This window comes from Pseudomonas sp. NIBRBAC000502773 (genome assembly GCF_006517195.1).
Taxonomy (GTDB): Bacteria; Pseudomonadota; Gammaproteobacteria; order Pseudomonadales; family Pseudomonadaceae; genus Aquipseudomonas; species Aquipseudomonas marginalis.
On sequence record NZ_CP041189.1, the window covers coordinates 2930104 to 2944974 of the forward strand.

Below are 14871 nucleotides of genomic sequence, written 5' to 3' on the forward strand. Positions count from 1 at the left end.
AGTGCAGGCCTAAGTTACACCGATAGGTGTAGTGAGCCGGTTCGCCACGCGCGCGACAAGCTCGCTCAACACAACAAGAAGCTCATGCCTACAAATCATCCAGTGAAACTTTAACCCGCAGAGGATCAGCCAAGCGCTTTTTTACTTCGTCTGTCTCCCATGCTTGGCAGGCCTTTTCCCAAACCTCAAAGCTGTACGCCGGCTTGTCCCCTTCCGCCGGATTCTCGACGTTCGACACCAACTTCCACTGGCTCGCATCAAACGCCGGAAACCAAGCATCCCCTTCCGGGCTCAGCGCCACGCGCGTCAGGTACAGGCGATCCGCCTGTTCCAGCCCCTGCGCATATAACTGCGCGCCGCCGATGAGCATCAGCTCATCCACGCCCTGCTCCAGCGCCCAGGCTTCAGCCCGCGCGACGGCGGCATCGAGTGACGGAAAAACTTCCGCACCTTCAAGCACCAGATCGGTCTGACGACTGACCACCAGGTTCAAGCGCCCCGGCAGCGGTCGGCCCAGGGAATCCCAGGTCTTGCGCCCCATGATGATCGGCTTGCCGAGCGTGGTGGCCTTGAAATATTTGAAATCCCCCGGCAAATGCCAGGGCATGCTGTTGTCGACGCCGATCACGCGGTTTTCACCGAGGGCTGCGATCAGGCTTAAAGGGAGAGTTTTTTTCATGGCGACGAGAATACCAGAGCCACGAACCAGCGGTTATGCTCCAAGCTCACTTGCACGACAGGAAGACGCGTGACCGCACTGACCCCCTGCACAAACTCTGGCTGACGGAAACCGTGCGCCTGCGTGAAGAACACGCCGGCCCCCTGGAAGACCAGGAAGCCAATCGCCTCGCCCGCACGGCGGGCGGCGATCTGCCGACGCGCATTCAACAGCGCGCCCTGCACCTGGCCGGGCGCGATGGCCTGACCGCCGCCCTCACGCGCTGGCTGCAAGGCGCACGCCTGGCCCTGGTGCTGCTGGCGGTGGTGGCCGTCATCAGCGGCGCGGGACTGGCCTTTGCTGCGCTGGGCAACGGCTTGACCCCGGTGAATGTGTTCTGGGCCCTGGGCAGCCTGCTCGGCCTGAACCTGATCCTGCTGTTGAGCTGGGCGTTGGGGCTGCTGTTTGCCGGCGAGCACGGCGCCAGTCTCGGGCGGCTGTGGCTGTGGCTCAGTGAAAAGCTTGCGCGCGACGCCAAGGCTGCCCAGTTGGCCCCGGCGTTGCTGCTGTTGCTGCAACGACAAAAACTCAATCGCTGGGCGGTAGGGGTGCTGGTCAACAGCCTGTGGTTGCTGGCGCTGCTCAGCGCGCTGGTGATTCTGCTGACGCTGCTCGCCACCCGCCGTTACGGCTTTGTGTGGGAAACCACCATCCTCGGCGCCGACACCTTCGTCGCCGTGACCCAGGCCCTCGGCACCCTGCCCGCCCTGCTGGGCTTCAATGTGCCGACCGTCGAGATGATCCGCGCCAGCGGCGACTCCGCACTGAATATCGAAAGCGCCCGCCAGGCGTGGGCCGCCTGGCTGGTCGGGGTATTGCTGGTCTACGGCCTGCTGCCCCGCTTGATCCTCGCCCTGCTGTGCCTGTGGCGCTGGAAACGCGGGCGCGCCGCCCTGCACCTGGACCTCAACCTGCCCGGCTACAGCCCACTGCGCGAACGCCTGATGCCCAGCAGCGAGCGCCTTGGCGTCAACGACGCCGCGCCGGAACAACTGCACCCCGTCACCGGCGGCGTCAGTGCGCTGGAAAGCGACGGCGCCTTGCTCGTCGCCATCGAATTGGACGATCAACATCCCTGGCCGCCCAAGTTGCCGGCGAAGGTTAAGAACGCCGGCATCCTCGACAGCCGCGAATCGCGCAACAAGCTCCTGGAGCAACTCAGCCGCTTCCCGCCCGCGCGCCTGGCCATCGCCTGCGACCCGCGCCGCTCGCCGGACCGCGGCAGCCTGGCGCTGATCGCCGAACTCGCACGCAGCGCCGCCGCCACTCGCGTATGGCTGTTGCAAGCCCCGCCCGGCCAGGCGCTGGATGCCGAGCGCCTGGGCGACTGGCACAGCGCGCTGCAACAACTGGAGCTGCCGTTCGCCGATTGCGCGCCGTTGAACTGGCTGGAGACCGGTCATGACTAAGCCACTGAAACTCGCCGTGGTCGGCCACACCAACGTCGGCAAGACCTCGTTGCTGCGTACCCTCACCCGTGACGTCGGGTTCGGTGAAGTCTCCCATCGCCCCAGCACCACGCGGCATGTCGAAGGCGCGCGCTTGTCGGTCGACGGCGAAGCCTTGCTCGATCTCTATGACACCCCCGGCCTGGAAGATGCCATCGCCCTGCTCGACTACCTGGAGCGCCTGGATCGCCCCGGCGAACGCTTGGACGGCCCAGCCCGCCTGGCGCGGTTCCTGGAAGGCAGCGAAGCCCGCCAGCGTTTCGAACAGGAAGCCAAGGTGCTGCGCCAACTGCTGGCCTCGGACGCCGGCCTGTATGTGATCGACGCTCGCGAACCGGTGCTGGCCAAGTACCGTGATGAGCTGCAAGTGCTGGCCAGTTGTGGCAAACCGTTGCTGCCGGTGCTCAACTTCGTCAGCAGCAGCGACCACCGCGAACCGGACTGGCGCGAAGCGCTGGCACGCCTGGGCCTGCATGCGCTGGTGCGTTTCGACAGCGTCGCACCGCCGGAAGACGGCGAACGCCGACTGTATGAAAGCCTCGCCCTGCTGCTGGAAAACGCCCGGCCGCAGTTGCAGCGACTGATCCTCGACCAGGAAGCCCAACGCCAGGCCCGTCAACAGAGTGCCGCGCGGTTGATTGCCGAATTGCTGATCGACTGCGCCGCGTGCCGACGCAGCGTGGTGACTGAAGATGAGCAACAAGCCATCAGCGATTTGCGCAAGGCGGTGCGTCAGCGCGAACAAAAATGCGTGGAGGCCCTGCTCAAGCTGTTCGGCTTCCGCCCGCAGGACGCCGCCGCCAGCGACTTGCCGTTGCTCGACGGCCGCTGGGGGGATGACCTGTTCAACCCGGAAACCCTCAAGCAACTCGGCGTGCGCGTCGGCGGAGGCATCGCTGCAGGCGCAGCGGCCGGAGCCGGGGTGGATCTGCTGGTCGGCGGGCTGACCCTCGGCGCCGCCGCCCTGGCGGGCGCCATCGCCGGTGGCGCGTTGCAGACCGCGCGCAGCTACGGCAGCCGCCTGCTGGGCAAGATCAAGGGCCAACGCGAGCTGACCGTGGATGACAGCGTGCTGCGCCTGCTCGCCCTGCGCCAGCGCCAGTTGCTCAAGGCCCTGAACCTGCGCGGCCATGCGGCGATGCACAGCATCAAGGTCGATACGCCCCAGGACAAGACCTGGCGCGAAGGCAAATTGCCGGACGCGTTGCACAAGGCCCGCGCCCACCCGCAATGGTCGTCCCTCAACCCCCAGGCCAGACTGAGCCAGGCCGAACGCCAGGAACAGGTCGAAGCCCTGGCCCAGCGCCTCGACGAGACTTAAGCCGCCAGCAGTTGCCGGGCCTTGGCCTTGAGTACGCTCAGGTCGAGCACCGGCACGTGCATTTGCTTGGCCTGTTCGTCCCAGTGGCGCAGACGCAGGCTGACCTGGTACAGCGGGTCTTGTTCAAAGGCGCAGGCCTCCTCGGCCGTCATCACGCCGCCCTGGTAACCCAGGGTGCGGCGGCTGGCTTCGCTCAAGCGTGCGTAGTAGTCCGGCTGGCTGAACGTCAGGTAGCGCTTGGCCTGGACGTGGTACTCCACCAGCCTGGCCAGGCGCTCACTGAAGCCTGCACGGCGCAAATAATCCGCGCCCAACCGCTCATGGCCGACCACGCCATAACCGCCCATGTTCTCGCCACCCTGGCCGCACAGATGGCCGATATCGTGGAAAAACGCCGCCAGCACCACTTCATCATCGAAGCCTTCGGCCATGGCCAACTGCGCGGCCTGGGACATGTGCTCGATCTGCGACACCGGCTCGCCGATGTAATCCGCCGTGCCGTGCTGCTCGTACAAAGCAAAGACTTCGGCAATCGCCCGTTCCGGGTTCATCACGCGTCTCCCCACAGGGTTGTGATATTGCGCTCGGCCATCGCCGGCCCCACGCTCATGCCTACGCCGGTGTGCATCAAGGCGGCGCTCACGCCAGGTGCGGCCTGCACAAATGAAAACGGCGCCGGACCCCTGGCACCGTAGACGCCCTGCCAGCGTTCCACCACCTGGATCTTGCAACCCAAGGTCTGCTCGGCCAACTCGATCATCCAGTCATCCACCTGCTCGGCATTGAACGGCGAGGCATCGCTGCCGTAGTCGTGGGAGTCGCCGATGATCAGTTCGCCATGGGGCGTCGGGCTGATCAGCAGGTGAATCCCGTGTGCATGCAGGTGTGGCGTCTCGCGCAGGATTTGTGCCTGTACCGGCGCGGCTTCAGGCAGGTCGGCAAAAGCGCCGTAGTGCACGCAACTGAGGCCGGTGAGCAAGGCGTGTTGCAGGTTGAGGTTGAGTGCAGGCCGGGCGCGCAGCATTTGCAGGCGGCAGATCTGCGGGTTGAGTTCGGCGATCGCCTCGGCCAACAGGGTTTGATAATCGTGGCCGGAACAGACGATGACCTGCTCGCCACGAAAACTGCCTGCCGTGCTGTGCACCTGGCCCGGTTCGACATCGCGCACCAGGGTGGAGAAGTAAAATTCCACACCCAGTTGCTGGCTCAGGTAGTGGGTCAGCGCCGGTATCGCCTCGCGCGAATACAGTTGCTGGTCGTCCCTGCCATGCAGCGCGGCGCGGTGATGGCGGAACTGGCCGCCATACAGATCCTTCAACGCCGCGCCTTGCAACAGGTCGACGTTATAGCCGTGTTCACGCGCGCGGCCGGCGCAGAAGGCTTCCAGCAGATGCTCTTCGGCTTCGGTACGGGCGAATAGATACGAGCCGTTGCGCTTCAATTTAAGGCCCGCCTCCTGTGCCCAATGCCCCCAGATTTCACGGCTTTGCCGCGCCAGGTCGAGCATCGGCCCCGGCGGCTGCCCGGTGACCAGGGCCTGGCCGAAGTTGCGTACCGAGGCGCCCAGGGGCGTGGCGCTGCGCTCGAAGACCTTGACCTTGAGGCCGCGCTTGGCCGCGGCGTAGGCGTGGGACAGGCCGAGGATGCCGGCGCCGATGATGAGCAGGTCGCTGTGGTGTGTCATTTAGTGATGTCCTGTTTTCAAGACCGCTATCGGGGGCAAGCCCCCTCCCACATTTCGATTTGTGAATGCAGTCAAGTGTGAGAGGGGGCTTGCTCCCGATGAGGCCAGTAGCCCTAACGAAAACCTTACTGCCCCGCCACCTTCTCCGACTTGCCGTCATAGCGCTTGCGCCACTCAGCCAGGATGCTGTCGCGGTTTTTCGAGGCCCAGCCGAAGTCGTTCTTGATCAACCGCTGCTCATAGTCAGCCGGCAATTCGGTCTGCGGCTTGGCGATCCCCGGCTGGGCGAGCACGGCGAAGTTGTCCTTGTACAGGTCCATTGCCGCTGTACTGGCGGAGAAATCCGCGAGCTTTCTGGCGGCGTCCGCATGGGCGGTGCCCTTGATCACGGCGGTGGCTTCGATATCCCAGCCCAGGCCTTCCTTCGGCAGGATGATGTCCAGCGGCGCGCCCTGGCGCTTCAGCTGCACGGCCGGATACTCAAAGGAAATACCAATCGGGAACTCACCGGAAGCCGCCAGCTTGCACGGTTTGGAACCGGAGTGAACGTACTGGCCGATGTTCTGGTGCAAGTCGTCCATGTACTGCCAGCCCTGCTTCTCGCCGAAGGTTTGCAGCCACGCGCTCACATCCAGGAAGCCGGTGCCGGACGAGGCCGGGTTGGGCATCACGATCTTGCCCTTGTACTCGGGCTTGGTCAGGTCTTGCCAGCTCACCGGCTTGGTCAGGCCCTGCTTTTCGGCTTCGACCGTGTTGAAGCAAATGGTTGCCGCCCACACATCCATGCCGACCCAGGCCGGTGGGTTGGCGGCGTCACGGTAGTTCTTGCCGATCTTGTCCAGGTCCTTGGGGGCGTAATTGTCCAGCATGCCCTGCTGATCGAGGATCGCCAGGCTCGATGCGGCCAGGCCCCAGACCACATCGGCCTGCGGGCGGTCTTTTTCGGCCAGCAGCTTGGCGGTGATGATGCCGGTAGAGTCGCGCACCCATTTGATCTCGACGTCGGGGTTGGCCTGCTCGAAGGCTTTTTTGTAGGTCTTCAACTGCTCGGCTTCAAGGGCCGTGTACACGGTCAACTCGGTCTTGGCGAAGGCATTCAGGCTGAATGCAGTGAGTACAGCAGCGACCAGCGCCAGGGGCTTGAACATGGAGCACCTCCTTCAGGGATGGTTATTGGCCGGGCGCGGTCTGGCGCCAGGCTTGGGAGCGGCGCAAGGCGCCACGTGAAGCCCACGCCAGCAGCAGCGAAACGCTGCCTGAGGTGAACAGGATCAGGGTCGACATGGCCGCCGCGCCGCCCACATTGCCGGCGTCGTCCATGTTCAACACGGCGACGGCGGCGAGGATGGTGTCGGGGCTGTAGAGGAAGATCGCGGCGGACACGGTGGTCATCGCCGACACAAACAGGTAGCGCACGATGTCCAGCAGCGCCGGCAGGCAGATCGGCACCGTGACTTTCAAGTAATGGCGATACAGCGGCGCCTTGAGCGACAGCGCCGCCGCTTCGAACTCGGCGTCCAGCTGGCGCAGCGCGGTGGTGGCGGTCATCTGTGCGGTGGTCAAATAGTGAGCAATGGTGCACACCACCAGCAGGGTCATGGTGCCGTAGAACACATGCAGCGGGTTGCCACTCAGGTTGAAAAAGAACACGTAGCCCAGGCCCAGCACCAACCCCGGCACGGCCATCGGCACAAAGCTGAGCATGCGCAGCGCCAGGTTCAGGCCCTTCTGGCCCTTGGTCTTTTCCATCAGATAGGCACCGGTGAAGATCAATACGCTGCCGATCAATGCCGTGCACAACGCCAGGGTCAAGCTGTTGCGATAGGCCAGCCAACCGCCGCCGGCCGTGTCTTCGAACTGGTAGTGGCTGAGCGACAGCGACAGGTTGTACGGCCAGAACTTCACCAGCGAGGAGTACACCGCCATGCCGAACACCAGCAGCAACACGGCACTGATGAGCAGCACGATAAGCAGATAGGCGCTATCCCTCAGGCGCGACGGCGCCGGCTGGAAGACTTGGGCGCGGCCACTCATGGCATCGCCGTGGCGACGGCGCAACCAGGCGTCGACGCCAAAGCTGAACAGCGCCGGCAGCAGCAACACCATGCCGATCAACGCACCGCGACCGAACTGTTGCTGGCCGACCACCGCCTTGTAGGCTTCCAGCGCCAGCACCTGGTAATCCCCACCCACCACCACGGGCACGCCGAAATCCGTGATGGTCAAGGTGAACACCAGGCAGAACGCGGCAAACACCGCCTGGCGCGTGGCCGGCCAGGTGATGCTGCGAAACGCCCGGGCAGGACTGGCGCCCATGCTTGAGGCCGCATCGAACAAACGCGCATCGGCCAGGGACAGCGCCGACAGCAAAATCATCAGGGCATGTGGGAAGGTGTAGATCACTTCACCGAGGACAATGCCCCAGAAGCCGTAGATGTTGTCCGAGAACAGCCCGCGCAACAGGCCCTGGTTACCGAACAGGTAGACCAGTGCAATCCCCGGCAGCATCGACGGCGCCATCAACGGCAGCAGCGACATACCGCGCCAGAGGGCCTTGCCGGGTATCAACGTGCGTTGCAGGGCGTAGGCAAACAGGTAGGCCAGCGGTACGACGATGGCCGCCACGCTGAGGGAGACTTTCAGGCTATTGCCCAGCAGCCAGTGGAAGTTGGCGCTGGTGAGCAACGCCCGTGCGGCCACCAGGCCACCGCCCTGCCCGGCCTCGCTGCTGAAACCGCGCCAGAAGATCGCCAGCAGTGGCAGCAATACGGCGATGCCCAGCAGCACCAGCCAGAGCAGTTTGCCGCCGACCACGAAAATACGGTCGCCGGTTTCGGCGCGTGACGCTTGACGCGCCAGAGTCATGACCGCGGCCATCTCAGGCAAACACCTGCAGGCTGCGCGGCGGCAAGGCCACCCAGATATCCTGGGCGCCCAGGCGCGGCATGGCTTCCGGTGCCAGCTCGGCAAGCAGCGGATGGCCGGGCAGCTGCTCCAGCTCAAAGCTCATGCGGCAGCGGTTGCCGAGGAAGGTGATCTCGCGGACCTTGGCCGGGAACAGGTTCTCCTCATGCACCGCCGGGTTGACGCTGATCGCTTCCGGGCGGCAGAACAGCCGGCCGGACCGGGCCACGCCGGCATCCTCGGCCAGGCGCATGTTCATCCCGCCGACCTGGGCATGGCTGGCACTGTTGCGACTGAACGGCAGCCAGTTGCCCTGGCCGACAAACTCCGCCACAAACGGCGTGGCCGGGCGGTCGTAGATTTCCTGGGGCGTGGCGTATTGCTCGACCTTGCCGTTGTTCATCACGGCAATGCGGTCGGCCATCAACATGGCTTCGTCCTGGTTGTGGGTGACCATCAGGGTGGTGATACCCAGGCGCCGTTGCAGCTGGCGCAGCTCAGTGCACAGATGCTCGCGCACGCGGGCGTCGAGGGCCGACATCGGCTCATCCAGCAACAGCAATGACGGCGCCGGTGCCAGCGCACGGGCCAGGGCGACCCGCTGCTGTTGGCCGCCGGAGAGTTGGCCGGGGTACTTCTTTTCACTGCCAAGCAGCCCCACCAGTTCAAGCATCTGTCCGACGCGCTGGCGCACTTCATCGCGACCGCTGCCGGTGAGGCCGTAGCCGATATTGGCTTCGACGGTGAGATTGGGAAACAGCGCGTAGGACTGGAACAGAATGCCGTAGTCCCGCGCCTGGGGCGGCAGCAGGGAAACATCGCGGTCACCCAGGTAAAGCTCGCCGCTGTCCTGGCGTTCCAGGCCGGCAATGCAGCGCAGCAACGTGGTCTTGCCGCAGCCGGAAGGGCCGAGCAGGCACACCAGCTCGCCGGCGGCCACGTCCAGTGACACATTGTCCAACGCCGTAAAGGCGCCGAAGCGTTTCTGGATACCGCGCACGTTCATCGGCGCGCCGGGTTGGGTCAGGGCTGTGTTCATGGTGGCACCTCATCAAACTGATGAAGGCCATGCTAGGCAGGCAATGCGTCCCTCTTGTGGCAGAAAGGCAAAAGGCGGCGATAGTGGTATTCGCAGATTTGTGTAGGACGCTTAGCGGTGAGCTGCCTGGTCTACCGCAATCGGGAGCAAGCCCCCTCCCACACTTGACCGAGTTCCAACATGGAAATGCGGTCACCTGTGGGAGGGGGCTTGCTCCCGATTGGTCCCCAAAGCCACTACAAGGCTTTAGATCGGCGACATTTCCTGCGCCAACCCCAGAAACGCCGCCGGCAGACGAGCGCCTTTTCTTTCCTTGAGGCAGTACAGGTACTCCGGGATCTGCGGCGCATGCTCGAGGGTCAGCACCTTCAGCTGCGGGTCATGGGGCACTTCCTGGCGGGCGATGATGCTGATGCCGATATTGCGCAACACCGCTTCGCGGATCGATTCACGGCTGCCGATTTCCAGCAGCGGCCCGTAACTCACGCCGGCACCTTGCAGCATCTCTTCCGTGAGCCGCCGCGTGGTGGAGCCCGCTTCACGCATCAACAACGTATGCCCGGCCAACGCGCTGAGCGGCACGTGATCGAGCTTGGCCAGTGGGTGATTGCGGTGCACCGCCAGCACCAACGGGTCGGTGCCCAGTACACGACGGATCAGGCGCGGGTCTTCGAGCAACTGCGAGGACGCAGCGACATCGACGCGGTAGTCATCCAAGGCTTCAAGCACCTGCTGGGAGTTGCCGATTTCCACCGACACCTCCACCTGCGGCAGGCGTTCGCGAAAGGCTTTGACCAGGTCGAGGATGTAGTACGGCGCCGTGGCGGCAATCCTCAGCGCACCCTGGACCTGGCCGCTGTTGCGCAGGAAAAACTCGATGTCCGCTTCCTGCTGCAGCAGCGTCTTGACCATCGGCAGCAGGCGCGCGCCCTCGTCGCTGACGGTGAGGCGGCGCCCGCCACGGTAGAACAGCTCGACGCCGTACTGGCTTTCCAGGTTGCGAATCTGGGTGGTTACAGTGGGCTGGCTCAGGCCGAGTTTTTTCGCCGCCTGGGTGATGCTGCCCAGGCGGGCGACCATAAAAAACGCCTTCAACTCGGCACTCAGCACACCACCCTCTCATCCTCTATTTGCGCAACAGGCGCAGGCCATTGAACACCACCAGCAGGGCCACGCCCATGTCGGCGAACACTGCCATCCACATGGTCGCCATGCCCAGGAACGTGACCACCAGGAAGATCGCCTTGATCACCAGGGCCAGGGTGATGTTCTGCTTGAGGATACTCGACGTTTGCCGCGACAAACGAATGAATGCCGGAATCTTGCGCAAATCATCGTCCATCAAGGCCACGTCGGCCGTCTCGATAGCGGTGTCGGTGCCTGCCGCGGCCATGGCAAAGCCAATCTCGGCGCGCGCCAGGGCCGGGGCGTCGTTGATGCCGTCGCCGACCATGCCCACCCGGTGGCCTTGGCCGTAGAGGGTTTCGATGGCGTGCAGCTTGTCGGTGGGCAACAGGTCGCCCTGGGCCTGATCGATGCCGACCTGGGCCGCAATCGCCTGGGCGGTGTGGGTGTTGTCGCCGGTGAGCATCAAGGTCTTGATGCCCAGCTCATGCAGTTGCTGGATGGCTTCGCGGCTGCTGTCCTTGACCGTGTCAGCCACGGCGAACAGCGCCAGCGGGCCGGACTTGTCGAGCAACAGCACCACGGACTTGCCCTGTTTTTCCAGGGCGAACAGTTTTTCCTCCAGCTCCGGCGAACACAGGCCAAGGTCTTCCACCAGGCGGTGGTTGCCCAAGTGGTAGGTCTGGCCATTGATATCGCCGCGCACACCGCGACCGGCCAGGGCTTCGAAGTTATCCACAACGTGCACCGGCAGGTTTTTATCCACAGCCGCATTGGCAATCGCCAGGGACACCGGGTGATCGGAGCGCCCGGCCAAACTGGCGGCCAGGGCCGGCGCGCTGTCTTCGACAGTGGGGAACAGCGCCAGGTAATCGGTTTGCACCGGCTTGCCGTGGGTGATGGTGCCGGTCTTGTCGAGGGCCAGGTAGTCAAGCTTGTAGCCGCCCTCCAGGTACACACCGCCCTTGATCAGGATGCCTTTGCGCGCCGCAGCCGCCAGGCCGCTGACAATGGTCACCGGGGTGGAGATCACCAGCGCGCACGGGCACGCCACTACCAGCAGCACCAGGGCGCGGTAGATCCAGTCGAACCAGGCGCCGGCCATGAACAGCGGCGGGATTACGGCCACACCCAAGGCGAACAGGAACACGGCCGGGGTGTAGATTTTCGAGAAGCTGTCGACGAACCGCTGGGTCGGTGCCCGTGCGCCCTGGGCCTGCTCCACCGCATGGATGATGCGGGCCAGGGTGGAGTTGTTGGCAGCCGCCGTGACCTTGTACTCCAGGGAACCGGCCTGGTTGATGGTGCCGGCGAAGACCTTATCGCCGACGGTCTTTTCAATCGGCAGGCTTTCACCGGTGATCGGCGCCTGGTCGATGGTGGACTGGCCGGCGATGACTTCACCGTCAAGGCCGATACGCTCGCCGGGTTTTACCCGCACGATTGCGTCCAGCTCAATGCTTTTGACCTCCCTTTCAACCCAGCTTCCATCAGCCTGCCGAACCGTGGCCTGTTCCGGTGTCATCTGCATCAAGCCACTGATGGCATTGCGCGCACGGTCCAGGGACTTGGCTTCGATCAGCTCGGCCACGGTAAACAGGAACATCACCATGGCCGCTTCCGGCCACTGGCCGATCAGGACCGCGCCAGTGACCGCGATGCTCATCAAGGCGTTGATGTTCAGGTTGAGGTTTTTCAGGGCGATCCAGCCCTTCTTGTAAGTGGTGAGGCCGCCGCTGAGGATCGACACCAGCGCTACCAGCGCAATCACCCAAGTGGGCGCGGCATTGGTGAAGTGCAGTACTTCGGCGCCCAACGCGCCCACACCGGACAACGCCAGCGGCCACCAATGCTTCTTGGCGGGCGGCTCGGCGGCCGGGGTGCCCTCCACGATAGGATCGGCCTGCATACCCAGGGATTTGATCGCATCGATGATCGGCGCGGTACTCGGCAGGTCATGGGTAACGCCGAGGATGCGGTTGATCAGGTTGAATTCCAGCTGCTGCACACCGGCCAGCTTGCCAAGTTTGTTCTGGATCAGCGTCTGCTCGGTGGGGCAGTCCATGGCTTCGATGCGGAAGGTACTCAGGCGCGAGCCGGCGGTGGGCGCCTCGCTCAACTGCACCAGCGCAGGCGCGGGCGTGCCGGAACAGCAGGAACCGCCATGGCCGTGATCGTGCACGGGGGTGAGTTTCTTCGGCCCATGATCGTGGTCATGGTCGTGTTTGTGCGGGGTGTGAATGGAGTCGCTCATCAGGTCGCGTCCGTAAGGTGCCTGTTGCCAAGTAAAGACCCTGTAGCCACTATAGGGTCAAGCACCCATTTGGAGATTGCTGTAATGAAGATCGGCGAACTGGCCAAACTGACCGACTGTCCGGTGGAAACCATCCGTTATTACGAGAAGGAAGGCCTGCTGCCACCCCCGGCACGCACCGAAGCCAACTACCGCGTGTACACCCAGGCGCACACCGAGCGGCTGATCTTTATCCGCAACTGCCGCAGCCTCGACATGACCCTGGAAGAAATCCGCAGCCTGCTCGGGCTACGGGACAGCCCCCAGGACCAGTGTGAAAACGTGAATGCGTTGATCGACGAGCATATCCACCATGTGAAAGCGCGGATTGACGGGCTGCTGGCGTTGCAGGAGCAGTTGCTGGACCTGCGCCAACGCTGTGGCGGTGGGGACCACTGCGGGATTTTGCAGCGACTGGAGGTCAACGGCGGTGTGGCCGCCAGCGAGGCCGAGCCCTCACACGTAGGCAGAAGCCACGGGCATTAACTCAATGCGAACACGGTTCAAATGTGGGAGGGGGCTTGCCCCCGATGGCGGTGTGTCAGTCATTTTTCACTTAACTGATCCACCGCTATCGGGGGCAAGCCCCCTCCCACATTGGACAGCGTCAGGCTCTAGATGGCGACATCGGCCTTGATGCTTGGATCGGCGTCATAACCCACGATTTCAAAGTCTTCGAACTTGTAATCGTAGATCGACGCCGGCTTACGCTTGATCACCAGTTCCGGCAGCTTCTTCGGCGTACGCGCCAGCTGGGTGCGGATCTGCTCCATGTGGTTGCTGTAGGCGTGGGTATCGCCGGTGGTGACGATGATCTCGTGGGGGATCAGGTCGCACTGCTGGGCCAGCATATGGGTCAGCAGCGCCAGGGCGGCGGTATTGTACGGCAGGCCGAGGAATACGTCGGAGCTGCGGATGTACAACTGCATCGACAGATGGCCGTCATGCACGAACGCCTGGTACAACAGGTGGCACGGTGGCAGGGCTTGCTTGCCGTTGCGCGCGTTTTCCTGGGGGCTTTTGGTTTCGTCCGGCAGGTATTCGACGTTCCAGCCGTGGAACAGGATGCGACGGCTATTGGGGTTGGTCTTGAGCGTGTGCACCATGTAGTCGATCTGGTTGATCGTGCCGCCATCCTTGGTCGGCCAGGCAGTCCACTGCTCGCCATACACCGGGCCCAGGTCACCGTCTTCGGTGGCCCACTCGTCCCAGATTTTCACACCGTTTTCGTTCAGCCACTTGATGTTGGTGTTGCCGCTCAACATCCAGATCAGCTCGTTGGCGATGCTTTTGAAGTGAAGCTTCTTGGTGGTCAGCAGCGGGAAGCCGTCGGCCAAGTTATGCCGATACTGACGGGCGAACACGGCCTTGGTGCCGGTGCCGGTACGGTCGCCTTTGGTCAGGCCATTGGTCACGACGTCGTTCAGTAGTTCGAGATATTGCTTCATGTCATTACCCGTATCGTTGAAGCCGAGACCTCGCGGGCCTCGGCATTCGAATTTAAAGCGCGGTGTGCTTCAGCGGTTGCGGGCGATTGTACGCCCACCACAGCAGGCCCAGGCCGACCAGGATCATCGGAAGGCTGAGCACTTGTCCCATGGTCAGCCAGCCCCACGCCAGGTACCCCAGTTGGGCATCCGGCACGCGCACGAACTCGACGATGAAACGGAAGATCCCGTAGAACAGCGCGAACATGCCGGAAACGGCCATGGTCGGGCGCGGTTTGCGCGAAAAGAGGTACAGGATAAGGAACAGTGCCACGCCTTCCAACGCGAACTGGTACAGCTGCGACGGATGGCGCGGCAGTTGCGCCGGGTCGCTGAACGGCGGAAACACCATGGCCCACGGCACGTCGGTCGGCTTGCCCCACAACTCGGCGTTGATGAAGTTGCCGATACGCCCGGCGCCCAGGCCAATCGGTACCAGCGGCGCGACAAAGTCCATCAGTTGGAAGAACGACTTGCCGTTGCGCCGGCCAAACCACCAGGCCGCGATCATTACGCCGATAAAGCCACCGTGGAATGCCATGCCGCCTTTCCACACTTCGAAGATCAGCGTCGGGTTGGCGATGTAGGCCGAGAGATCGTAAAACAGCACATACCCCAGGCGCCCGCCGACGATCACCCCCATCGACAACCAGAACACCATGTCGGAGAGCTTCTCCTTGGTCCAGGTCGGGTCGAAACGGTTCAGGCGCCGGGAGGCCAGCAGCCATGCACCGCCGATGCCGATCAGGTACATCAACCCGTACCAGTGGATTTTCAGCGGACCGATGGCCAGGGCCACCGGGTCGATCTGCGGGTAAGGCAGCATTGCGACTCCTCGTTAAATCATTCGTT

At 63.6% G+C, this 14871-nt stretch carries 13 protein-coding genes; 3 read left to right on the forward strand and 10 right to left on the reverse strand.

From position 1 onward, the window contains the following. Nucleotides 1-88: 88 nt before the first annotated feature. Nucleotides 89-679 carry a dihydrofolate reductase gene (locus NIBR502773_RS13635; RefSeq protein ID WP_257228271.1) on the reverse strand — a complete coding sequence of 197 codons (591 nt, stop codon included), beginning with the start codon at nt 677-679 and terminating at the stop codon, nt 89-91. A gap of 35 nt (nt 680-714) precedes the next feature. Here NIBR502773_RS13635 and NIBR502773_RS13640 point away from each other — a divergent pair, with 35 nt between their 5' ends. Both NIBR502773_RS13640 and NIBR502773_RS13645 read left to right on the forward strand, forming a co-directional pair. Beyond that, on the forward strand, nt 715-2127 hold the full coding sequence (locus tag NIBR502773_RS13640; RefSeq protein WP_141156244.1) for a DUF2868 domain-containing protein: 1413 nt from the start codon (nt 715-717) through the stop codon (nt 2125-2127). Next, nucleotides 2120-3487: a DUF3482 domain-containing protein gene (locus tag NIBR502773_RS13645; protein ID WP_027606126.1), complete on the forward strand. Its 1368-nt coding sequence runs from the start codon at nt 2120-2122 to the stop codon at nt 3485-3487. Before NIBR502773_RS13640 ends, NIBR502773_RS13645 begins: the two co-directional genes overlap by 8 nt. Here NIBR502773_RS13645 and NIBR502773_RS13650 read toward each other — a convergent pair. The 7 genes from NIBR502773_RS13650 to NIBR502773_RS13680 form a co-directional block, all read right to left on the reverse strand. Further along, nucleotides 3484-4038, reverse strand: a complete 555-nt coding sequence (locus NIBR502773_RS13650) for a phosphonate degradation HD-domain oxygenase (RefSeq protein ID WP_115485556.1) — start codon at nt 4036-4038, stop codon at nt 3484-3486. The genes NIBR502773_RS13645 and NIBR502773_RS13650 overlap by 4 nt on opposite strands. Continuing rightward, complete coding sequence (locus NIBR502773_RS13655) at nt 4038-5171, reverse strand: TIGR03364 family FAD-dependent oxidoreductase (RefSeq protein ID WP_141156245.1); 1134 nt, start codon at nt 5169-5171, stop codon at nt 4038-4040. The genes NIBR502773_RS13650 and NIBR502773_RS13655 overlap by 1 nt, the downstream gene beginning before the upstream one ends. A gap of 125 nt (nt 5172-5296) precedes the next feature. Beyond that, complete coding sequence (locus tag NIBR502773_RS13660) at nt 5297-6319, reverse strand: putative 2-aminoethylphosphonate ABC transporter substrate-binding protein (RefSeq protein ID WP_065938090.1); 1023 nt, start codon at nt 6317-6319, stop codon at nt 5297-5299. 22 nt (nt 6320-6341) lie between these two features. After that, entirely contained in the window at nt 6342-8048 is a 1707-nt protein-coding gene (locus NIBR502773_RS13665) for a putative 2-aminoethylphosphonate ABC transporter permease subunit (RefSeq protein WP_141156246.1), read from the reverse strand. A 1-nt stretch (nt 8049) separates the two neighbouring features. After that, complete coding sequence (locus tag NIBR502773_RS13670) at nt 8050-9114, reverse strand: putative 2-aminoethylphosphonate ABC transporter ATP-binding protein (protein ID WP_065938088.1); 1065 nt, start codon at nt 9112-9114, stop codon at nt 8050-8052. A 246-nt stretch (nt 9115-9360) separates the two neighbouring features. Beyond that, nucleotides 9361-10224, reverse strand: coding sequence for a LysR family transcriptional regulator (locus NIBR502773_RS13675; protein ID WP_027606132.1), 864 nt, complete (start codon nt 10222-10224; stop codon nt 9361-9363). Nucleotides 10225-10240: 16 nt separating this feature from the next. Next, entirely contained in the window at nt 10241-12493 is a 2253-nt protein-coding gene (locus NIBR502773_RS13680; RefSeq protein ID WP_115485552.1) for a heavy metal translocating P-type ATPase, read from the reverse strand. 84 nt (nt 12494-12577) lie between these two features. Here NIBR502773_RS13680 and cadR point away from each other — a divergent pair, with 84 nt between their 5' ends. Beyond that, entirely contained in the window at nt 12578-13018 is a 441-nt protein-coding gene (gene cadR / locus NIBR502773_RS13685; RefSeq protein ID WP_027606134.1) for a Cd(II)/Pb(II)-responsive transcriptional regulator, read from the forward strand. Between the two features lie 128 nt (nt 13019-13146). Here the strand turns inward: cadR and NIBR502773_RS13690 are convergent, their stop codons facing one another. Both NIBR502773_RS13690 and lgt read right to left on the reverse strand, forming a co-directional pair. Next, nucleotides 13147-13980 (reverse strand): thymidylate synthase, encoded by an 834-nt coding sequence (locus NIBR502773_RS13690; protein WP_015886389.1) that lies wholly within the window; start codon nt 13978-13980, stop codon nt 13147-13149. Between the two features lie 52 nt (nt 13981-14032). Continuing rightward, a complete protein-coding gene (gene lgt / locus NIBR502773_RS13695; protein WP_027608428.1) occupies nt 14033-14845 on the reverse strand; it encodes a prolipoprotein diacylglyceryl transferase in 813 nt (270 codons plus the stop codon). Nucleotides 14846-14871: the final 26 nt, after the last annotated feature.